The organism is Porcibacter vitabionis (assembly GCF_046263795.1).
Lineage (GTDB): Bacteria > Bacillota > Clostridia > Lachnospirales > Lachnospiraceae > Lachnocurva.
Window position 1 is genome coordinate 43,970 of the sequence record NZ_JBJYZD010000005.1, and the last position, 22,459, is coordinate 66,428.

17 protein-coding genes are annotated in these 22,459 nt (G+C 48.4%); 9 read left to right on the forward strand and 8 right to left on the reverse strand.

Annotation, left to right across the window (positions count from 1 at the left end):
* Nucleotides 1-61 precede the first annotated feature (61 nt).
* Nucleotides 62-469, reverse strand: coding sequence for a metal-dependent transcriptional regulator (locus ACKX2L_RS05400; RefSeq protein WP_497552768.1), 408 nt, complete (start codon nucleotides 467-469; stop codon nucleotides 62-64).
* Between the two features lie 495 nt (nucleotides 470-964).
* Between ACKX2L_RS05400 and ACKX2L_RS05405 the strand changes: the two genes are divergently transcribed.
* The 4 genes from ACKX2L_RS05405 to ACKX2L_RS05420 all read left to right on the forward strand — a co-directional run bounded on the left by ACKX2L_RS05405 (nucleotide 965) and on the right by ACKX2L_RS05420 (nucleotide 6,549).
* Nucleotides 965-1,885, forward strand: a complete 921-nt coding sequence (locus tag ACKX2L_RS05405; protein WP_497552769.1) for an SDR family NAD(P)-dependent oxidoreductase — start codon at nucleotides 965-967, stop codon at nucleotides 1,883-1,885.
* Between the two features lie 279 nt (nucleotides 1,886-2,164).
* Entirely contained in the window at nucleotides 2,165-3,574 is a 1,410-nt protein-coding gene (locus ACKX2L_RS05410) for an alanine/glycine:cation symporter family protein (RefSeq protein WP_497551657.1), read from the forward strand.
* A gap of 9 nt (nucleotides 3,575-3,583) precedes the next feature.
* Nucleotides 3,584-4,234 carry a trimeric intracellular cation channel family protein gene (locus ACKX2L_RS05415; protein WP_497552770.1) on the forward strand — a complete coding sequence of 217 codons (651 nt, stop codon included), beginning with the start codon at nucleotides 3,584-3,586 and terminating at the stop codon, nucleotides 4,232-4,234.
* A 230-nt stretch (nucleotides 4,235-4,464) separates the two neighbouring features.
* Complete coding sequence (locus ACKX2L_RS05420; RefSeq protein ID WP_497552771.1) at nucleotides 4,465-6,549, forward strand: elongation factor G; 2,085 nt, start codon at nucleotides 4,465-4,467, stop codon at nucleotides 6,547-6,549.
* Between the two features lie 99 nt (nucleotides 6,550-6,648).
* Here the strand turns inward: ACKX2L_RS05420 and ACKX2L_RS05425 are convergent, their stop codons facing one another.
* Entirely contained in the window at nucleotides 6,649-7,299 is a 651-nt protein-coding gene (locus tag ACKX2L_RS05425) for a YesL family protein (RefSeq protein ID WP_497552772.1), read from the reverse strand.
* A 239-nt stretch (nucleotides 7,300-7,538) separates the two neighbouring features.
* On the opposite strand from ACKX2L_RS05425, the gene ACKX2L_RS05430 reads away from it, so the two are divergent.
* The 3 genes from ACKX2L_RS05430 to ACKX2L_RS05440 all read left to right on the forward strand — a co-directional run bounded on the left by ACKX2L_RS05430 (nucleotide 7,539) and on the right by ACKX2L_RS05440 (nucleotide 10,919).
* Complete coding sequence (locus ACKX2L_RS05430) at nucleotides 7,539-8,966, forward strand: carbohydrate ABC transporter substrate-binding protein (protein WP_497552773.1); 1,428 nt, start codon at nucleotides 7,539-7,541, stop codon at nucleotides 8,964-8,966.
* A 130-nt stretch (nucleotides 8,967-9,096) separates the two neighbouring features.
* A complete protein-coding gene (locus tag ACKX2L_RS05435; RefSeq protein ID WP_497552774.1) occupies nucleotides 9,097-10,086 on the forward strand; it encodes a carbohydrate ABC transporter permease in 990 nt (329 codons plus the stop codon).
* Nucleotides 10,083-10,919 carry a carbohydrate ABC transporter permease gene (locus ACKX2L_RS05440; protein ID WP_497551663.1) on the forward strand — a complete coding sequence of 279 codons (837 nt, stop codon included), beginning with the start codon at nucleotides 10,083-10,085 and terminating at the stop codon, nucleotides 10,917-10,919. Before ACKX2L_RS05435 ends, ACKX2L_RS05440 begins: the two co-directional genes overlap by 4 nt.
* Nucleotides 10,920-10,935: 16 nt before the next feature.
* On the opposite strand, the gene ACKX2L_RS05445 is transcribed toward ACKX2L_RS05440, so the two are convergent.
* Nucleotides 10,936-11,856, reverse strand: coding sequence for an AraC family transcriptional regulator (locus ACKX2L_RS05445; RefSeq protein ID WP_497552775.1), 921 nt, complete (start codon nucleotides 11,854-11,856; stop codon nucleotides 10,936-10,938).
* A gap of 117 nt (nucleotides 11,857-11,973) precedes the next feature.
* On the opposite strand from ACKX2L_RS05445, the gene ACKX2L_RS05450 reads away from it, so the two are divergent.
* A complete protein-coding gene (locus ACKX2L_RS05450; protein WP_497552776.1) occupies nucleotides 11,974-14,154 on the forward strand; it encodes a right-handed parallel beta-helix repeat-containing protein in 2,181 nt (726 codons plus the stop codon).
* A gap of 183 nt (nucleotides 14,155-14,337) precedes the next feature.
* Here ACKX2L_RS05450 and ACKX2L_RS05455 read toward each other — a convergent pair whose 3' ends face one another.
* From ACKX2L_RS05455 to ACKX2L_RS05475, 5 genes are all read right to left on the reverse strand, one after another.
* Nucleotides 14,338-16,149 (reverse strand): aminopeptidase P family protein, encoded by a 1,812-nt coding sequence (locus ACKX2L_RS05455; protein WP_497552777.1) that lies wholly within the window; start codon nucleotides 16,147-16,149, stop codon nucleotides 14,338-14,340.
* Nucleotides 16,150-16,293: 144 nt separating this feature from the next.
* On the reverse strand, nucleotides 16,294-17,403 hold the full coding sequence (gene mtnA / locus ACKX2L_RS05460; protein ID WP_497552778.1) for an S-methyl-5-thioribose-1-phosphate isomerase: 1,110 nt from the start codon (nucleotides 17,401-17,403) through the stop codon (nucleotides 16,294-16,296).
* Nucleotides 17,404-17,419: 16 nt separating this feature from the next.
* A complete protein-coding gene (gene mtnK / locus ACKX2L_RS05465; RefSeq protein ID WP_497552837.1) occupies nucleotides 17,420-18,640 on the reverse strand; it encodes an S-methyl-5-thioribose kinase in 1,221 nt (406 codons plus the stop codon).
* A gap of 43 nt (nucleotides 18,641-18,683) precedes the next feature.
* The gene (locus ACKX2L_RS05470; RefSeq protein WP_497552779.1) at nucleotides 18,684-19,829 is read right to left on the reverse strand and encodes a toxic anion resistance protein; all 1,146 of its coding nucleotides are present in this window, start codon (nucleotides 19,827-19,829) and stop codon (nucleotides 18,684-18,686) included.
* A gap of 23 nt (nucleotides 19,830-19,852) precedes the next feature.
* Nucleotides 19,853-21,154: a 5-bromo-4-chloroindolyl phosphate hydrolysis family protein gene (locus ACKX2L_RS05475; RefSeq protein ID WP_497552780.1), complete on the reverse strand. Its 1,302-nt coding sequence runs from the start codon at nucleotides 21,152-21,154 to the stop codon at nucleotides 19,853-19,855.
* A 208-nt stretch (nucleotides 21,155-21,362) separates the two neighbouring features.
* Here ACKX2L_RS05475 and aroE point away from each other — a divergent pair, with 208 nt between their 5' ends.
* Complete coding sequence (aroE, locus tag ACKX2L_RS05480; protein WP_497552781.1) at nucleotides 21,363-22,241, forward strand: shikimate dehydrogenase; 879 nt, start codon at nucleotides 21,363-21,365, stop codon at nucleotides 22,239-22,241.
* Nucleotides 22,242-22,459: the final 218 nt, after the last annotated feature.

Consider the following 22,459-nt stretch of genomic DNA (forward strand, 5'->3'; position numbering starts at 1 on the left):
CCGGTAAAATGAAATTGTAGTATTTGAAAAATATTCAATTGATGGACTAGCCAGACGGAAGTTAGAAATTCATATCTTGCAGCTTATCGCTTAAAACCAGGGATTTCAGGGCCTGGAAGGATTCTTCTGAGAGATCATGCTCCACCTTACAGGCATCTGTCTGGGCCTGGTCTGCATTTACCCCAAGGGAAGTGAGAAGCTGTGTCAGGATCTGATGACGGTCCAGGGTGCGTTCGGCAATGGCTCTTCCCTCTTCGGTCAGGACAAGCATACCGGCGTGGTCGGTTGTGATGTAATTCTTTTCCTTCAGACGCTTCGTCGTATAGGTGACGCTGGGCTTGGAAACCTCGAGAAGGTCTGCAACATCAATTGAACGGACATAGCCTTGCTTCTGGAAAATCTCAAGAATTGCTTCCAGGTAATCTTCCGTTGTTTTCTGGGTTCCATTATTTTCATCAGTTCTTCTCATATCGTTATCTTATCCCTTCTCAAGTTGATTTTTGAATTAAAATTAGATACATATTACCACAGTATAGGATAATTGTGAAGTGGGGGTTCACAGGGTATTTCTTTTATTACATTCCGGGTTTATATTTAATACCGTGAGCACAATAGCAAAGGCTGCACTTGGCACATATCATACGATGATAGATCAGCAATCCATAGAAAACCACGGGTATTTCTTATGGCTACGGAGTCTGATACAGAGTGAAAAATCGATATATGAAATCTGTTGAGAATCATGCGCATTTCTTGTGGTCAGAAGGTCGGATATGGAGGGTGAAAATCGATATATGAAATCTTTTTGGAATGATGCGTGTTTTTTGATCAGATTTATAGCATGAATTTCAAAAGTTTTTCTATATCGATTTTCTGAGTTGAAAAAGGCTTTTTTTCGACAATTAATACGCATTATTTTGAAAAAATTTCATATATCGAATTTGAAAGCCGGATGGGAGGAAATATGCAGATCGTAAGGGAAATATGGAATCATCTGACAAGCTTTTTCGGGACTCTGGTTCTCATTGCCGGGATCATAGGTCTGATCGTTGGATGGATAGAGAGAGTCTATCTAAGATCCGGTGAAAAAACAACAAAGACTCTAGGCGAGGTGCAAAAAAGGCGTCTTGCCATTATTACCGGTGCGTCCAGCGGACTGGGTATGGCCTATGCAAAGGAGATTGATAAAGATCCGGAAAAATTCGAGGTCGATGAGATCTGGCTTGTTGCCCGGCGAAAGGACCGTCTGGAGGACTTGGCTTCTTTGCTTCATCTTCCGGTTCAAATCATACCTTTGGATCTGACAAGATCTGAGTCTATAGAAGTGCTGAAAAACAAGCTTTTGAAGGGGGAAGTGGATTCTGTTTCTCTCCTATTGAATTGCGCCGGCTTTGGAGCTTTCGGCTCTTCGGAAAAAGTTGGCTATCAGAAGGAGGGAAAGATGATCGACTTAAATGACCGGGCAGCCGCCCAGCTTACCAATATCGTGATCCCTTATCTTCATCCGGGAGCCAGGATCGGAGAAGTTTGCTCAGTTGCCGGCCTCCAGCCGATTCCTTTCTTCAATGCCTATGCTGCATCCAAGGCTTTCCTTTACAGCTATAGCAGAGCCCTTCGGGTGGAACTTTTGAGGAAGAAAGTCAGTGTCACGGCCATCTGTCCTTATTGGGTGAGGGATACAGGTTTCATCGGTACAGCAATGGATGAAAAAGCCCACCATCTTCTTTTTACTTCTACGACAAAGCAGGTGGTCTCCCGTTCGCTTTCTTCTATCTATCGCCGTCATGCCATGTCGACGCCGGGATTCATTCCGACATTAGACCGCATTTTCTGTGGATTGATCCCGGATAATCTTCTTTCTTATATCATGACGCGATTCTTATAAAGTTTCCCTTCCTTCTTTCCTATATCACGATGCGAGCCTTTTTACCAATACAGGCTGCCCATATCCAAACAAGATTCTTGTAATAACCATCGATTTTCTATCCTGTCATTTGTTATAATGGGTAAGATTGGAACCTTTTTTTGTTGATCCCATGCGCGAAAGGTCATAGTAGGTTCTTCATTAGATGGAATGCATTGATATAGAATGCATTTGCATCCAGACGAAATATCAGCAAAAATTGCAAAGGGAATCTTGTTAGAGTACAGAAAGGTGGGGCGGATGACAAAAATTCTTACGGAAATAGATACCTATCTCTATTTTCCGGTTCTTGTTTTACTTCTGGCAGCAGCCGGTATTTATTTTACGGTGCGGACCAGAGCGGTTCAGATCCGTATGTATGGTGAGGCCTGGAAGGTCCTCTGGGAGAAGCCCAAGGAAGAAGGGGCGGTTTCTCCATTCCAGGCACTTATGGTTTCCACGGCATCCCGTGTCGGGACGGGAAATATCATCGGAGTTTCTACGGCTATCTGTCTGGGCGGCCCCGGTGCCATGTTCTGGATGTGGCTTTTGGCTGTCCTGGGGAGTGCATCTGCTTATGTTGAGACCGTTCTGGCTCAGATCTATAAAAAGAGGGAGCCGAATGGCGTCGGCTGTTACGGCGGCCCGGAGCATTATATCGAGGATGCCATCCACAGCAGAAAACTGGCAAAAGTCTTTACGGTCTGCATGATCCTGGCTTATGGTTTCGGTTTTAATTTGCTCTGCTCTTATAACCTGCAATCTGCTTTTACCGTCTATTCTTTTTATGACAAAAAGCTGACACCTCTGATCATTGGCGGCATTCTTGCTATTCTTGTCCTGATCTGCATCCTTGGCGGAGGAAAGCGGATTGTGAGATTGACGGAGCTTATCGTGCCATTTATGGGATTTATCTATGTCGCTGTAGCGGTATTGATCTGTATTGTGAACTTTCACCATATTCCTTCCATGTTTGCCATGATCTTCCGGGATGCCTTTAATTTCCGGGCCATCGGAAGCGGAATTGCAGGGTCCTGCATGGTCTATGGAATCAAGAGAGGCCTTTATTCGAACGAAGCCGGTGTCGGCTCGGCACCCCATGCTGCAGCATCTGCAGATACCTCACATCCCGTCAAACAAGGTCTTGCGGCCGTGGTCTCTGTTTCTATTGACACGCTCTTCCTCTGTACGGCAACCGGTCTCTTATGTCTCGTCACCAACGTTCCGCGGACGGCAAAAAGTGCCGGCGCGCCCTATGTTCAGCAGGCCCTGTCCAGCTTCTTAAAGGGCTTCGGACCGGCATATCTCACCATTGCACTGATCCTGTTTGCATTCACAACTTTGATCGGGAATCTCTATTATGTGGATAACGGGCTGAAATATCTGCACAATAACAAGATGCCGGGGAAGAAGTTTCTGACCATCTTCCGCCTGATCTGTGCTCTTGTTATTTTCGCCGGTGCCTTAATACCGATGGATGCGGCCTGGGCACTTGCGGATATCACCATGGGAGCCATGGCTCTTATCAATATCCCCTGCTGCGTCCGCCTTGGGAATGTGGCCTTCCGCGCGACCCGGGATTATGAGAAACAGAAAAAGACAGGGCAGGATCCGGTTTTCCACGCCAAGGATGTCGGGCTGGATCCGAAAGAGTTAGACTACTGGAAGTAGGGGGAAGAAATGCCGGCTTTTATTTCTATTATGGATCTGATCGGGACGATCGCATTCGCAATTTCCGGGGCCATGGTCGCTGTGAAAAAGGACATGGATATCTTCGGCATCATGATTCTGGCTCTGACAACGGCCGCCGGGGGCGGCTTTGTCCGCGACCTGACCATAGGCAGGATCCCTCCTGCCGTCTTTTTGAATCCGATCTACATCATCCTGTCCTTTGCAACTGCCCTGGTGGTCTTTTTCGTGATCCGCTATGTGCGAAAGGGCGACCGGATCCTTCGGCTGATCCGGGTCTATGAGAAACTCCTTCTGGTTACGGATTCTCTGGGGCTTGCGGCCTTTACCGTGGACGGCGTCTATGCCGGCCGGATGGTGTCGAAAACAAATGTTTTTCTTATGATTTTTCTTGGTGTCATCACCGGTGTCGGGGGAGGAATTCTCCGGGATCTGTTCGCCGCGCAGAAGCCCTATATTTTCGTCCGCCATGTCTACGCTCTGGCATCGGTGGCAGGCGCTGTCGCCGCAGCACTTCTTCCGGCTGTGATCGGCTGGCCCAAGGCAATGCTTGTCGGATTTTTCCTGGTCCTTCTGATCCGCTATCTGGCAGCCCACTTTCGCTGGAACCTGCCGAGGGCCCTCCCCGGTGGGGAAATATAGACCAGACCGGAAGGAAATTTTCCATTCCGGCATTACCAAAGAAGCTGGCGTACCCTGTCATTTCAAAACATAGGCAGGTAATAGAGATTTCTAAAAACTTCATAGAAAATTGTAAATATTACACAATATATGATTGTATTGCCTAATATTTTTGTATAAAATGGTGATGAAAATAAGGTTGTCGGAAAACCAGTCAAAGGCTCGATTCTTAGGATAGGGGGAACTTGCGTATGAAGGTTTATACTACTGACAAGATTCGTAACGTCGTCATTTTAGGACATGGGGGTGCAGGAAAGACGACTCTGACCGAGGCCATGGCATATCTGGCCGGTCTGGTAGCAAGGCAGGGGAAAGTCGAGGATGGCAATACGATTTCTGACTTTTCCAAGGAGGAGATCCGGAGGAAGATCTCCATTTCGACTGCGGTCGTTCCGATCGAATGGGAGGATTATAAGATCAATATCCTCGATACACCGGGCTTTTTCGGTTTCGCAGGAGAAGTGGAAGAGGCCCTGAGTGTAGCAGATGGCGCTATTATTGTGGTGTCCGGCAAGGCCGGTATCGAAGCCGGTACGGAAAGAGCCTGGGATCTCTGTGAGAAATATCATCTGCCCAGGATCTTCTTTGTGACGGATATGGATGATGATAAGGTCTCTTATCGTCAGGTCATCGAAGATCTGACTGCTATGTTCGGAAAGAAGATCGCGCCTTTCAACATGCCTCTTCGTGAGAATGGTCAGCTGACCGGCTATATCAATGTCATTCAGAAGAAGGCCTTTCGCTATGACAAGCATGACACCATAGAGATCGAAATGCCGGATTATTCCGAAGACTATCTGGAACAATATCATTCGACCTTGATGGAAGCAGTTGCAGAGACTTCCGAAGAATTTCTCGACCGCTATCTGGACGGAGATACCTTCTCCGAGCAGGAGATCCGTGCGGCAGTCCGCCTGACCATACAGGACGGCTCTATCGTTCCGGTTGGCAGCGGCTCCGGCCTTCTTGCCCGGGGCGTCTATACCCTTCTGGATGATATTGTGAAATATATGCCATCCGCAGACAATCGCAAGATGACCGGCATTAATATCCGGACCAACGAAATTTTCGAAGCCAACTTCGACATTTTAAAACCCAAGACGGCCTTTGTCTTTAAGACCATTGTGGATCCTTTCCTGGGCCGCTTCAGCCTGATCAAAGTCAGGTCCGGCGTGATCAAATCCGATGATCTCCTTTATGACAGCCGGACCGATCGGGAATATAAGATCGGGAAGCTCTATATTTTGACTGGCAATAAAACAGCGGAAGTGCCGGAACTACATGCCGGTGATCTGGGTGCTCTGGCTAAGATTTCGGATCTGGCGACATCGGATACCCTGTCGACCAAGGCAGTGCCGATCATGTATGCCAAGATCGATCTGCCGATTCCCTATACCAGTCTGCGCTGGAAGGCCGTTCATAAGAGTGATGTCGATAAGATCGCTCAGTCGATGGCAAAACTCATGGCAGAGGATCCGACCTTTAAGGCTGTCAATGATGCGGAAAATCAGCAGTCTCTGATCTATGGAATGGGCGACCTCCATCTCGAGACCATCCAGTCCCGTCTGGAACATGATTATAAGGCGCCGATTGAGGTGGACCGGCCGAGAGTTGCCTTCCGCGAGACCATTCAGAAGACAGCCGATGTGGAAGCTAAGTATAAGAAGCAGAACGGCGGACATGGCCAGTATGGGCATGTCAAGATGCGCTTTGAACCTTCCGGCAGCGATAAGCCTTATGAATTCAAGGAAGAGGTCGTCGGAGGAGCCGTGCCCAAGGGATTTTTCCCCGCTGTTGAGAAGGGGATCGCAGCCTCCTGCAAGGCTGGCCCTCTGGCCGGTTATCCGGTGGTCGGTGTCCGGGCCATCCTCTATGACGGATCCTATCATCCGGTGGATTCTTCGGAAATGGCCTTCATGACAGCATCCCAGATGGCCTTTAAGAAGGGATTTCTGGAAGCCGCTCCCGTTCTTTTGGAGCCGATCGTAGATTTGAAGGTGACCGTTCCCGATGCCTATACCGGTGATGTTATGGGCGACCTGAATAAGAGGCGGGGCCGGGTGCTTGGCATGACGCCGCAGAATGGCAGGCAGGTCATCGAGGCAGAGGTTCCGGAAATGGAGCTCTATGGCTATTGTACAGCACTTCGCTCCATGACGGGCGGCCGCGGCCTCTATGAATATCATTTTGTCCGCTACGAGAAGACGCCGGCAGAGATCCAGAGCCGGGAAGTCTTGGAACATGCGAAGGAAGTCGAAAAGAAGACAGAAGGATAAGGATTTTAAAGGATAAGGATTTTATTTGAAAAACCGCCTCCCCGTCAGATCTTTGATGGGGAAGCGGTTTTCTATAGCTTTTGCCTTTATAGCTTTTGTCTACATTTTCTGGTCCTGGTCTGCATTTCCCTGCTCTGTCTTCTCAAAGACCCGGTTCAGAAAGAGTGAGAAGAAACAAGCTATGCCGGAGGCTCCGACGAAGAGAAAGATGCTGAAGAAAAGAACCGCTGCAATTCCGTTATGGAAAGCCAGATCCAGTGGCAGAAAGAGGACAAGGACGAAGAAGATTGATAAAAAGAGGTTGCCGAAGGCCAGGCGGAGAGCGTTTTTTACGGTCTGTGCGTAAGTTTCCCGGTAGCGGGCCGTAATCGGAAAGGCATAGAGGATCACAGCGACGACCGAAAAGAGAAGGAGCCAGACCGGATATTGGAGGATCTCAAAGGAGGGGTCAATGACCTTATAGATCAAATATAGATCGGCCGAAAAGAAGAGGAGAAGACCGAGGCAGGGAAGCCAGAGGAGAGTGGACCGGGTAAAATCCTTCTTAAATTGCCGGAAATAAGAACGGACCGGATAGGTCTCTTCTTTTCGAACGATTTTAATGGTCTGGCTGTAGAGCGCAGTCAGGGCTGCTCCAATCGTTATGATGGGAAGACAGGTTACAAGAAAAACCGCATTCAGGCAGATCAGATCAAAGAGAATGCCCAGGGCACGCTGCATAGGATTGTTCGGATCAAAGTACTTTTTCATAAATTACCTCACTTTCATTTGTCTATATTATACAAAAAAAATAACGATATTCATTGTTTCTTGTTCAAAATAATAATTTTTGACAAATAAAAAGCAAGTTCTGTCAAACAGAGAAGACCGGTAGATGATATAACGACAGTATCAAAGCAATCAAAGAAAATCAGGCCTGGTTTTCAACCATTGTATGGATATGCAACTCCGAAGAGGGACTTTGGGGGTGTTTAAAAAGGAGGAAAGGAATGAAAAGAAAAGTACTTGCGTTGCTTTTAACAGCAGCTATGACCTGTACCATGTTTGTAGGCTGTGGAGGCAAATCCCAAGGCGGATCGAAGGACAGTGGTAAAAAGGATGATCAGAAGACCAGCCAGACCATTACTCCTAAGGAAGGCGGAAAGAAGGGAACCTTGAATCTCTGGGCTTTCACAGATGAAGTTCCAGGTATGGTCAAGCATTATATCGAAGACCATCCGGATTTCCCCTATAAGGTGACATCTACGATCATTGCAACAACAGACGGTGCTTATCAGCCGGCATTGGATGCAGCATTGAAGTCAGGAGGAAAGAAAAGTCCGGACATCTACTGCGCAGAATCTGCCTTTGTTTTGAAGTATACACAGGGAGATATGGAAAAATATGCAATGCCTTATGAAGACCTGGGCATTGATGTGGACAAGGAAACAAAAGATGCCGATATTGCTCAGTACACCATAGATATTGGAACCAATACGGATGGCAAACTGGATGCTCTGGGATATCAGGCAACCGGCGGCGCTTTCATTTATCGAAGATCCATTGCAAAGGATGTTTTCGGAACCGATGATCCGAAAGAGATTTCTAACATCATCGGCGGCGGCAGCGGAAACTTTGATAAGTTCTGGGAAGCAGCAGACAAACTTGCGGCCAAGGGTGATGCCATTGTTTCCGGTGACGGTGATGTCTGGCATGCCGTTGAGAACAGTTCGGAAAAGGGCTGGCTTACAAAAGATGGAAAGCTTCAGATCGATCCGAAGAGGGAAGCCTTCTTAGATATCTCGAAGAATCTGACCGACAAGGGCTGGTCCAATGTAACTCAGGACTGGCAGGATGCCTGGTTTGCAGATATGAAAGGCGAAGGGCCGAAACCGGTATTCGGCTTCTTCGGACCGGCATGGCTTATTAACTACACAATCGCCAAGAACTGCGGCGGAGAAAAAGCAGGCGAAGGCACCTATGGCGACTGGGCTGTCTGCGATTCTCCGGTTGGTTTCTTCTGGGGCGGCACATGGCTTCTGGCCAATAAGGAAATGGATAAGAGTAAGAAGTCTGCTGTAAAGGATATCATTGACTGGATCACCCTGCAGACCGATGAAAATTCTCTTCAGTATAAGTGGGCAAACGGAACCTTAAACGGCGCTGGCGGAACCAAGGATGCAGTTGCTTCCGGAACGGTTATGAGTAAATCAGATGGATCCATGGATTTCCTGGGCGGTCAGAATATGTTTGATTATTTCGTACCTGCCAACAAATATGCAAACGGTAAGAATCTGACCCAGTACGATGAATCCATTAACCAGATCTGGAGAGATCAGGTTCGTGCCTATGCATCCGGACAGAAGAGCCGGGACGATGCCATCAAGGACTTTAAGCAGACCGTGAATGACAACCTTGGCATCGAGTCAGCAAAGTAATCTCTCTTTCCCTACCAAAAAATACACAAAAATACAAAAACACACAAAATACACCTTTTTCATACTTTCGCAGGGCAGTGCCAAGGCCTGCCCTGCAACCCTTGTCAGAGATATAAAGGGGGAAAACGACATGAAGACGCAGCATAACCGCTATGCAAAATATGGATACCTCTTCAGTATTCCTTTTGTGATAGCATTTCTCATCTTCTCTCTGTATCCGACGCTATATACGGCAGTCATCGGATTTACAGATCTGAAGGGCATCGGAACAACGGAGATCCACTTTCTGAAGGATCCCTTTCTCAATTTTAAGACAATTCTGTCCAGCCCTACATTTCAGACAGCATTTAAGAATACCCTTAAAATGTGGGTGCTGAACTTTATTCCACAGCTTCTTCTGGCACTCTTGCTTGCAGCATGGTTTACCGATCGCAGATTCAAGGTGCCCGGGGAAGGCATATTCAAGGTCATCTTCTATATGCCGAATATTATTACTGCAGCAACCATAGCCATCCTGTTTAATGCACTTTTCGGATATCCCATGGGGCCGGTCAACGATATTTTGACCCGGATCGGTATTTTTTCAAAGCCTGTGAATTTCCTGGTCAATAAACAGGTGGCTCAGAGCATTGTCATTTTTATTCAGACCTGGATGTGGTATGGCTATACTATGATTATTCTGATCTCAGGTGTGCTTGGAATCAATCCGGAAATTTTCGAGGCGGCCGAGGTCGATGGAGCCAATGGATGGCAGACTTTCTGGCTTGTGACATTGCCGAATATCAAGACCATCCTCTTATATACCATGGTAACCAGCCTGATCGGCGGCTTGAATATGTTCGATATCCCGAAGCTCTTTCTCCTGGGAGGCCCGGATAACGCAACGATGACCACAGGAGTCTTTATTTACAACCAGGCCTTCTCCGGAGCTTATATGTATAACCGGGCGGCAGCGGCTTCGATGATCATGTTCGTTATTATTGTTCTGGCTTCTATCGTTCTCTTCTGGCTTTTAAGAGACCGGGATGAAGAGGCTATGGAGAAACAGAAAAAACAGAGGGAAAAGGAACTGCGCCGTGCCTATAAGGCGAAAATGCAGGGAAAGGAGACAGATCAATGAAGCAATCACATACATTGAAGAAGACAATCATCTTCATTATCTGTATCATCCTGTCCATTCTCTCGATTCTGCCATTTCTTATCATGATCGTGAATTCGACCCGATCGACCGTAGAGATTCAGCAGCATGCCCTGTCCCTGATCCCTTCCGGATACTTCTTCAGTAATCTGAAGGTCCTTCTGGGAAAGAGCTTCAACCCGGCTGTCGGCTTCATGAATTCTCTGATCATCTCTGTCCTGACGACAGTTCTGGCAACCTATTTCTCGACTTTGACTGCTTATGGACTTGTGATTTATGAATGGAAACTGCGGGATGCCTTCTATCGCTTTATTCTGGCTATTATGATGATCCCGGCTCAGATCACTATGATCGGTTTCTATCAGATGGTCTATAAGGTTCATATGACAAACCACCTGTCGATGCTGATCCTTCCGGCGATAGCATCCCCGGCCATGGTTTTCTATATGCGTCAGTATATGATTCCGGCCTTAAGTAAAGAGATCGTTCAGTCGGCCCGGATCGACGGTGCGAGAGAATTCTTTATTTTCAATCGGATCGTTCTTCCCATCATGAAACCTGCCATTGCAACCCAGGCCATCTTCTGCTTTGTTTCCAGCTGGAATAACCTTTTTACACCATTGGTTTTATTGACGGATCAAAGGAAATATACCTTGCCCATCATGGTATCGCTCCTTCGAGGGGATATCTATAAGACAGAATATGGAGCAGTTTATCTGGGCCTGACGCTTACAGCCCTGCCCCTGATCATTGCATATCTCTGCCTGTCCAAGTATATTGTTGCAGGCGTTGCCTTAGGGTCGGTCAAGGGATAAAAAGTTCATTCGTTCCTCAGGTCTCCTGGACCGCAAGAGAACGGTATTTCGTCGGTGTCATACCGGTATTGCTTTTAAATGCCCTGCTGAAGGAGGCGAGGTCATGGAAGCCCGTCTGGTAGGCAACTTCTGTGACCGAGTTCTCATCAGCAAGAAGTTCCTTGGCTTTTCGGATCCGAAGATCCTGAATGAATTCATGGTAGGTAGAACCTGTGTAATCCTTAAAGAGTCGGGAGAAGTGAAATTTGGAGTATCCGGTGAACTCTGCAGCCTGTTCCAGGGAAAGAAGCTCCGTGATATGATCCTCCAGATAGGCCAGAAGCTCCGTGAAACGATCGTAGCTTTTCGAAACCACGCCGGAATTTGGAGCGGTCGAATCATAGCTCTTCCTCAGAGAATGGCGGCCGAAACTAGCAATGATATGGAGGAGTCTGGCATAGATCGCGAGTTCCCACATATTCTTGTGATCGAAATAGAGGTCCGTGATATGATTCATGTCCTCCCAGATCTTGTGATGGAAAACCGGATCTTTCGCAGCAGAAATATAGAGCGGCCGGTTAAAACGGGCAAGTATCAGCTTGTAATCAGCGAAACAGGAAAACATGGAGCTATCTATAATCATGATAAATCTGGCTCCGGAAGGATTTCCCATGAGTCGGTGAGGCATATGAGGAGGAATAAAAAGGAGATCATTTTCATTCAGATGATAGACCTGGTTCTGACAGGAAATCGTATAGTCATCCTTGATGCAGGCAATGATTTCCATGGCAGCATGGTGATGGGGCGGATAGCCTTCTGTCTGGATATTGTACCAGATCCGAATATGTGAATTTCCGAGATAGCGGACAAATTCCTGGTCGCCATTGACACGACGATCGGATCCGTCCCAGGCATCCGGCTGGACATATTTGATTGGCAGATCTTCCTCTGTTCTCATTTGTGCTCCCCTCCTTATCTTTGTTATGACGATAAAGGAATAATGAAACTATTATAAATCATTCGTCTGGAAATTCCTAACTATTATAAGAATTCTTTATAAAAGATTGGAGAAAAGATGACAATATATGTAAATAAAAACTCCAAAGCAGGAGGAGACGGATCCGAGGACCGCCCTTTTCGGACGATTCAGGAGGCGGCAGATCTCGCGGGTCCGGGAGATCGTGTTCTGGTTTTCCCCGGGGTTTATCGGGAATATGTACATCCCCGGCAGGGGGGAACAGAGACGCAAAGAATTGTTTATCAGTCGGTGGAACCTCTTCAGGCAGTCATCACCGGAGCAGAACCGGTCAGGAACTGGGAAAGTCTTGGCAATGGCACCTGGCGGGCAGCAGTGGACAATTCCATTTTCGGCTCCTTCCATCCATATCGGGAACTGGTATCCGGTGACTGGTTTATGGGCGGCTATATCGCTCATCGGGGAGATGTCTATTTGAATCACAAGTCTCTCTATGAGGTGCGGTCTTTGGAAGAGGTCCTGCATCCGAAGATTCAACCGGCTTCCTGGGACCCTCAGGGTTCTCTCTATCAATGGTACAGTGAAGTTCGTGAGGATCAGACGGTCTTTTATTGTAATTTTCAAGATCAGGATCCGAATCAGGAGGAGGTAGAGATCAGCGTCCGTCCGGCCTGCTTTGCACCGGAAGTGACAGGAGTGAATTATATTACACTTTCCGGATTCACGGTTCGGGAGGCTGCAACACAGTGGGCTCCGCCTACGGCTTATCAGGAAGGGATGATCGCCCCGCATTGGTCCAAGGGCTGGATCATTGAAGACTGCGATATCTATGAAGCCAAATGCGCCGGAATTTCTCTCGGCAAGTACCGGCAGGAGGGAAATGATAACAAGTGGTTAAAATGGAAGTATAAGGATGGAACGCAGACCCAGAGAGAGTGTGTCTGCCAGGCCCAGGCAGAAGGCTGGTCCAAAGAGACGGTTGGATCTCATATCATCCGCCGCTGCCAGATCCATGATTGTGGACAAAACGGTATTGTCGGACATATGGGCGGAGCCTTTTCCATCATAGAGGATTGTCATATCCATCATATCAATAATAAACAGAACCTGGCCGGAGCAGAGATCGGCGGGATCAAAATGCATGCCGCCATCGACTGCATCTATCGGAGAAATCATATCCACCACTGCACCAGGGGGATCTGGCTGGACTGGCAGGCCCAGGGGAGCCGGATCAGCCAGAATATCTTCCACGACAATACTCTGGCGGCATTTGAAAATGACCCTTGTGAAAAAGAAGGACTGTCAGAAGAAGAGAAGGAAGAGGCCCTTCGAGAGCGAAGAGAGATCTTCGCCGGTATGGGGGAAGACATCTTCGTTGAGATCTCACATGGGCCGACTTTGATCGATAATAACCTGCTCCTGTCGGATCGGGCATTGAAACTGGCCTGCCAGGGCGTTGCAGTGTGTCACAATTTCATCGCCGGAAGTCTGGTCTCGATCGGCATCGGGACAGACAATGGTTCAAAGACCTTGCCGTCGCCGCGTTATACCCCTTATCATTTTCCGCACAGGGTCGAGATCTTCGGCTTTATGACCTGTCTGCATGGGGATGACCGGTTTTATCAAAATATTTTCGTTCAGAAACCCATCCGGCCGATCATGGCGGCTTATCAAAAGCAGCAAAGACAGCTGCAGGATGGTTGGGACGACGGAAATCTGGAGGTCGGCACCGCTCCTTTTAATGGCTATCCGGATTTTTTGGAATGGAAGGCAGGATTCGATGAATACTGCGGTATGGGCTCTGCTCCCAGTGACCGTTATTACAGTCATCTTCCGGTCTGGGCAGAGGGCAATGTCTATCTGGCCGGTGCAAAAGCCTGGGAGAAGGAAAAGAATGCCCTCCTTCTTCCGGATGATCATATCGAATGGAGTTTCTCGACGGATCCTTCCAGGCAAGAGGATCGGGATGCCGGGGATGAGACAAGAGTAGTGGGACAGACAATGGATCAGGAAGATCCTGTCTTTTTGGATCCCGTGGATCAGGCTCTTAAGAATTTTCGAATGCAGATCCCGCAGGACTTAAAGGATAAGATCCTGGAATGGTCTAAGGATCAGAATCTCTCCTTGGTCGATACAGAGATGCTTGGTATGGCATTTGAACCGGAAGAGAAATTTGAAGCGCCGGATGGCAGTCCGATCACTTTGGACCAGGATCTCAGGAAGGAAGTCAGGACAGCCCCGATCCTTCCCGGCCCTTTTGCCGATTTTTATGAATCATAGAATCATAGGATCATAGAGAAGAAGGTCTTTCTAACCGCTGATAAAGCGGCATCAAAAGATAAAACTTTCAATTCGATAAAACTTTCAATAAAAAACCGCCTCCCCGTCAGAACGTTGATGGGGAAGCGGTTTTTTAGCTTCGGTCTATATTTTCCGGCTTTTCAAATTTTCTTTTTTCTTATTTTAGCCTTCCACCGGCATCGTGGATGTCCTGAGCCAGCGGAGTTCTTCGCCTTCGAGATAAGGAGAGATCGTCTCCCAAACCCTCTTGTGATAGTCATTCAGCTTGTCAATATCGGACTGGTCCATCTGGGACGGATCAATGGCCTTTAAGTCGATCGGGGCATAGGTCAGAGGCTCGAAACGTAAGAAACGTCCGTATTCATTGGTCTCATCTTCGACGCACTCCAGAATGGTTTCGATCCGGATGCCATAAGCATTCTCGATATAGATGCCAGGCTCGTCCGATGTGATCATGCCGGGTTCGAAAACGGTCGATGCATTTCTCCAGCGGATGCTCTGAGGTCCCTCATGTACATTCAAAATATAGCCTACGCCGTGACCGGTTCCATGATTGAAGTTCTGCCTCTTCTCCCAGAAAGGTGCTCTTGCATAGGTATCCAATGCTATGCCATTCGCTCCATAAGGGAACTTTGCGTAAAGCAGGCGGAGATTGGAAACTGTAACGGTGGTATAATCCCTTATCATTTCCGGTGTCAATTTACCAAGGACAATGGTTCTTGTGACATCGGTCGTACCATTCTGATAGGTTCCGCCGGAATCCACAAGGAGGAAGCCCTCCGGTTTCAGTTCTGCGCAGCTCTCCTTGGTTGGAGCATAGTGGGCCATGGCTGCATTGGCATTGTAAGCGGAAATGGTATCGAAGGAAAGCTCGATATATCCCGGGATCTCGGAACGGAGCTTGTCCAGATGTTCTGCGGCGGAAACTTCCGTGATCTTCTCTTTCCCGATGGTCTTCTGTACCCAATACATGAATTTGCAGAGGGCAACGGAGTCATCGATATAGCATTTTCTGGAATTTTTCAGTTCCACCTCGTTTTTCACTGCCTTCATTGCAGTCGTCGGATTGGCACCGTAGACTAGATTTTCCTTTCCGGCTGCATGGGTACAGGTCTCTTTCAAAGCGAAGGAAGAGGCGTTGGGATCCAGGAAGACTTTGCCATCGAACTTCCACTTGGACAGTTCTTCGAAGAAGTTCTCATAAGGATGCAGGGCAATCTCATGCCGGATGGCATAGGCCCGGAAGTCTTCGGTAATTTCAGAGTCTTGAAGGAAGAGATCGATCGTATCCTGGCCCAGAATCAGATAGGACAGGGCAACCGGATTACAGTGGACATCGTCACCCCGGATATTCAGGAGCCACATGATATCATCAAGCTTTGCCAGGACCCATGCCCGGCAGTCTCTGGCCTTGAGGAAAGTGCGGACCCTGTTTACCTTGTCCTCCATGTCTTCTCCGACAGTCTCGGTCGGTAAAATGTAGACCGAATGCGAAGGCAGAGCAGGCCGGTCGGTCCAGATCTGGTCGACCGGTGCAAAGGATCCATTCAGCCTGGCCTGACAGGCTTCCGCCAGTTTCTTATAATTTTCTCCTTCTGTCACGGTAACAGAGCGGCCGTCGAAAGCCAGAGTCTGTCCCTTGGAAAGATGGTCCGTTAAAAATTCTTCGATGGTAGGGACATCCGGTTCCCCCATCTTCATAAGATGCCATTCGGTCCCCTCCAGCTCGCCGGCTGCAGAAATGAAGAAGCGGCCGTCGGTCCAGAGCCAGGCACCCTCTTTGGAAACAAGAAGATGCACATTATCACTGGTGCATCCGCTCAGATATTCGGTTACTTTAAAGAAATCACTGACATATTCCGATGCATGATAATCCGAAGATGTAGCAAGGAAGTAGTCAATTCCTTCCTTTGCCATTGTCTGTCGAAGGGCAGTCAGCCGATCCTTGATACAAGATTTGTTCTCAGATGACATTACAGTACCTCTTTTCTTTTATTGCATATTGCCTTTTGAGCCATTCGTGGAATGTTTCCTTTTAGCTCTCTTAGCAGTATAGCACAAGATCGCAGGTTCCCGGAAACGCTTCTTGTTTTTCATTTTCCTTAGATCCGGATGGCTTCAGAAGATCCCAAGCTCCCGGAAACTCTTCTCATAATCCGGTCCCTGGCAGAGGCCCTTTTCCGTGATGATGCCCGTGATCAGTTCATGGTCTGTGACATCAAAGGCCGGATTGAAAGAGGTATCCACGGCAGAGGGAACCATAGGGGTCTCATACCACATGGACTTGATCTCTTCGGGATCCCGCATTTCGATCGGGATCTGGTCTCCGTCTTTGGTATTTTGATCGATCGTGGAAGAGGGGGCGCAGACATAGAAGGGAACGCCGTAGTGCTTAGCGAGAATGGCAAGTCCACTGGTTCCGATCTTATTGGCTGCATCGCCGTTTCGGGCGACCCGGTCACAGCCGACAAAAATGATCTTGACCCGGCCGGTCTTTAAGAGGAGAGAGGCCATATTGTCGCACTGGACGGAAGTCGTGATCCCGGCATTGACCAGTTCAAAGGAGGTCAGACGGGCTCCCTGGAGGAGAGGGCGGGTCTCGTCACAGTAGACATGCATATCCTTTCCTTCCCAGCCATGCTCGAGAGCCAGATACATGGGAGCGGTGGCAGTGCCGTATTTGGCAGTTGCCAGAGTACCGGCATTGCAATGGGTCATGATGCCGAGCTCCTGACCGGGAACTTTTAAGTCCTTCAGGAGGCCAAAGCCGATCTCACCGATATTCCGGCTGATGGCGACATCTTCGTCCCGGATGGCCTGGGCTTCCTCTAAGAGAGCCCTCTTTATGGCAATGACGGACTCTTCTCTCATGGAAAGGACTTTTTCTTCCATCCGGTTCAAGGCCCAGAAGAGGTTGACTGCGGTCGGGCGGGAGCTTGCCAGATAGTCCTTGGTCTCTTTGAATTCCTGATAGAAATGGTTGAAGCTATCCTCCGACATGGTTCTTGCAAGGACAGCGATCCCGTAAGCAGCAGCCACACCAATGGCAGGTGCACCACGGACCCGAAGCTTCTTTATGGCTTCCCAGAGATCCTCCTTGTTTTTGATCTGAATTCTCTTAATGGTGGTGGGGAGAAGGGTCTGATCGATGATATCCACTGACTCCTTGTCCGGTCCCCATTTTACAGTAATTACTTTTTCAAAAAAATCATCGAGACTTTTATTCATGTTTTATCCTTACCTTTCACAGAGTCTTTTCTGCCTTCTCCCTGGCGCGAAGGACGGCATCAACGAAGGCAGAACCATTGGCAAAGTTCTCTGCCGAAAGGATCATTTCCTTTCCTGCCAGAATGTTGATCCGCTCTGCCAGAAGCCTTGCCTTCTCATCTTTGATCGATGTCACATCAACGACATTGGCCATACCGACGGTCCGTCGATGGAGTTCGGTACCGGCATAACCTGCCGTATCCCTTAAGATTCCGGCCAGATAATATTCCTTGAAGCCCGGGACTTTCGCCATGGGCTCAGTGACCGCCTGATCATAGGCTTCATTGAATTTTGAAATAAACTGGTCCGTCAGCTCCTCGATGGAGTCCAGACACCAGTCTGAGAAGGCACTGTCACCGGAAGAAAGCCCGTTGTCATAGGCAAAGATCATGTTGGCAATGATATTTCCGACATCGTAGCCGATCGGTGCAAAGGTGCCGAATTCGCAGTCGAAGACTTTCATGGCATCCTCTTTTATGAAGATGGAACCGGTATGGAGGTCGCCGTGCAGGAGAGCCTGGGCATTGGTCATGAAGTTGAATTTGAGTTTGGCTGCCGCCAAATGTAAACCATGGTCTTCATAGAGCTCTTTTTCAACGAAGGTCCGGTTGGGCTCGAAGATATGATTTCTTTCGGCGCCGAGATAGGGTTCCATCAGAACGAGCTTTTCGGTGATGTCACAGAGATCCGGCGTGATAAATTTTCTTGTCAGCTCTTTCTTTTCCCTGTGGTCCATGACAAGGTCCGAAGTATAGAGCAGGGTATTGACCATAAAGGTTGAGATCTGATCTGCGAAAAGAGGAAAAGTCTTATGCTCCAGCATGGCATCCCGCATGACTTGGAAATCGCTGCAGTCTTCCATTCCTGAGGCATGCATGATGGTATCATAGAAATAGATATGGGGCACCATGCCGGGCGCCAGTTTCTCTTCGATTTGAAGGATCTCCGATTCCTGGCGGTTCCGGTCGACCGATGCCGTCATATCCTTGGAGATCCGGGTCTCAAGGCCTGCCTGCTTAATGTAAAGAGAATGCCCCTTTTGATCCTCTACCCGACAGACATGGTTGATATTTCCATGCTCAGCGGGGATCCGGGCGGTCATCGTTTTCGAATCCCAGTCGATCATATTCCCTGTCTTCTCCAGTGTGTAGGCGATGACTGCTTTTTCCGTCCCCTTCGGATCATTCTCATTGATCATTAGAAAATAGTTTGTAAAATCCATCTTGTCCCCCCTCATAAAATCAGCCTCTGGATATCTCCAGAAGTTTGTCATGCAGCTCCTTTTCGATGCCGGAAAGTTCCTGCTCTGCGGCCTGGCGTTTGGCCTTGCCGTCTTTTTGGATGGTCATGATCTCATCCATGGCACTGATCAAGGTCTCATTGGTGTGCTGTAAGGTCTCGATATCGACAATGCCGCGCTCATTTTCCTTGGCCGTCTCAACCGTTACCTGATGCAGTTTATCCGCATTCTTCTTTAAGAGATCGTTTGTCATATCATTGACTTCCCGTTCTGCCCGGGCAGCCTGTGAAGCGTGTTCCATGCCGATGGCGATGACCATCTGATTCTTCCAGAGCGGAATGGTATTGACGATGGTCGACTGGATCTTCTCAGCCATCTGCAGGTCGGAATTCTGGATGAGACGGATCTGCGGTGCCGTCTGCATGGCGATGGTGCGGGTCAGTTCGAGATCATAGAGTTTCTTATCGAAACGCTCGCACTGGGCAGCCAGATCCTTAGCCTTCTGGGCATCTTCAGGCAGGCCGGACTCTTCTGCCTTGGCCTGCAGTTTCGGCAGATCCTCTGCACGGACGATCTCAAGCTTCTTTTTCCCGGCCAGGATGTACATGGTCAGTTCCTTATAGTAATTCAGGTTAAGATCATACATCTTATCCAGGACGGCGGAGTCTTTTAAGAGTTTTTGCTCATGGCCTTCCAACTGTTCCTTGACTGTATCTACATTGCTCTCGACCTTACTGTAACGGGCTTTCAGCTCGTCCAGAGAGTTTTTCTTCTTTTTAAACCAGGCAACGATGCCCTTTTCCTTGTCATCGACATCGAAGTTCTTAAGCTCTGTTACCAGGCCGGCCAACAGATCTCCGACTTCGCCCATGTCCTTGGTCCGGACATCATCGATCGCTTTCTGGGAGAAGTCCGCCAGATTCTTCTGGGTGCTGATGCCGTAGGACATGACGGCAGCCGAATCGGTCAGATTGATCTTCTCGACAAAGGCATCGACCTGGGCCTGTTCTGCGTCGGACAGCTCAGCCTCCTTTTCGAAAGCCTGCGGAACTTCCGGCTTCGGCTGGGCCGGAAGATTATCTTCCTTCTTTTCTTCGCCGAAAGCTAAGGTCGGGTGAAAAGTTTCCTCTTTTAACGTGTCATTCATAACATTCCTCCTCAATCTTTTGTTTACTTCCGCTTCATTTCCGAATCCATCATGCCGTCCTGTTCCATCATATGTTTCATGACACTGATGTCAGAAGAGATATCGATCATGTCCTGCTCGGTCAGTTTGGCCAGGAAACGCTCGAAACCATCGCAGACAGTGTCGATTGCCTGTTCGATTTCAGCCATGGACTGCTTCTTCTGGTCGGATTCCACCGGGCTTCGATAGAAATCCAGGTAAGCATCCAGAAGCTTCTCCGTTGTCGGCAGATAGTAATTCATGATCCGCCGGAGATCCTTGGCCTTGCCGGGATCCTTTTTAATAGAGGCAAATATAGACCGGGTGATATTTTCCAGACGATAAAGCTTATCGGACATCGCTTCGGTATCGGGGATCTCGTCGTTGACAGTACGGATCTTCTTTAAATACTGGTCGCCGTCAAAGAGGATCTTTTCGACATCAGACTGAGGCTTGGCTGTTTGTCCCATGCCTGCAGTAGTGTCTGAAAAGGCTGTCTCGCCGGAGGCCTCTTTTCGTTTTGCTTCCGCCTGCATGGCATTCTGATAGAGCATTCTGGCATGGTCCGTAAGAAGCATGGTGGTGTAGTGGATGTCAAAGGATGCCTGGGGAAGCATGTTGAATTTCTTCATGTCGATCAGATTCTGCAGGGTTTCCTGGGGATTCTCGTTGACCTTTTGGGCCAGGTCCTGAATCCGGAAATATTCCCGGCTGCCCAGGATATTTCCATAACGGAAGTAACTGTCGACCAGATTGTCATAGCGCTTTCCTTCTTCCCTCAGCCTATGGAAGCGGCTGAAGATGTAGAGGTTGAAAACGAGAAAGCAGATGGAAACCAGACTTGCCGCAATACGGTTACCCAGAATAAAGCCGATCAGCGAAAGTCCGAAGCAAAAGGAGAAAAATCCGAAAAAAACTTCCCCGAGGATACCGGCGATCCTCCTTCGGCTTCCGAAATTGTAGCTGACTGGACGAACGGTAAAATAGGAGAAGGTCCCTTTGGGTGTCTGCCCGTAGGTGAAACCATCCGGTGCCGTATAGGAGGAAGGATTTGCATTGGAATTTCCATCTGAATGATAGGTATGGGAATCATCCCATGATTTCCGGGAGAATTTTCCGGATAATCCCCTTTCTCCGCCATAGATTGCTTTATTGATCTGATCGGACAGGGATTCCGCCAGGCCGGAATAATTTCCTTCCTGAACGGCCCGGTTCACCGCATCCAGCATATCCTGACCGGCAGAAAAGAGATAGCCGCCGATATCCTGCCCGCTGTTATTGTGGTAATGCCTATCGTTAGAAGCCATAATTTTCTTCTCCCTATCCCGTAACAAAATTTAAAAAAATTATATCATATTTCGAGGTCTATATTTCTGAAAAAATGAATAGGCAATAATTAGAAAGTGGGGTATAATGATGGAAACTTTCACAAGTAGACGTGCGAAAGTAACAGTTTCGATCGAAATGATGATATAGTGGTGTATGGCTTATCGTTCGTAGAATTTGGAGGGAAATATGGGTACAGAAAGAATTTCAGGCACAACGGGACTGCTTTGCGTGATCGGATCTCCGGTTGGCCATTCCTTGTCACCGGTTATGTATAATTACGCTTTTGACCGCTTGGGACTGGATTATGTCTATGTCGCCTTCGACATCAAGGAAGACCAGGTCCCGGATGCCCTGCAGGCCATGCGGACCTTCCATATGCGTGGCATGAATGTTACTATGCCGGATAAGATTGCCGCAGCCAGAGGCTGCGACGAACTTTCGAAGGCAGCAGAGATCATTGGCGCTGCCAATACCATTGTCAATGAAAATGGAAAACTGATCGGCCATATGACAGACGGCATCGGATTTAATAACAATCTTCGTGATCACGGGGTAGAAGTGAAGGGGAAGAAGATCACCATTGTCGGCGGTGGCGGAGCTGCAACGGCGATTGAGGTTCAGTCTGCTTTGGATGGGGCAAAGGCGATTTCCATCTTCAATATTAAGGATAAATTCTTCCCGCGGATCGAAGAGACCGCAAGGAAGATTATGGATGCAGTGCCCGATTGCCAAGTGAAAGTTATGGATCTGGCAGATGAGCTTGCTTTCAAAAAGGAAATTCTGGAAAGCGATATTCTGATCAATGCAACGATTCTTGGCATGAAACCTATGGATGACAAGTCTGTTGTAAGGGACATGTCCGTATTCCACGAAGGCCTTGTGGTTGCAGATACGGTATATAATCCTCTGGAAACCAAGCTGTTACGGGATGCCAAGGCACATGGCTGTAAAGTGGTCAATGGCAGAGGCATGCTGCTCTGGCAGGGCGAGGCAGCCTTCCGCCTCTACACCGGTCAGGAAATGCCGGTAGAGGAACTGAAACAACTCTATTTCAAGGAAGAGTAGATGATCTGATCACAGGAAAAAAACACCTTCCCTTGCCGGGAAAGGGATTGCCCCGACAGACACAAAAAACACCTTTCCTTGCCGGGAAAGGAATTGCCCCGGCAGAGAAGGTGCTTTTGTTATGCAAGAGATTTCCCGGCAGATTTATGATCGGCTGGGCAGGTGCCGGCAGGCCGAATCATTATGGCGCTGAAACTGCCGGAAGAAAGGTTTGACCG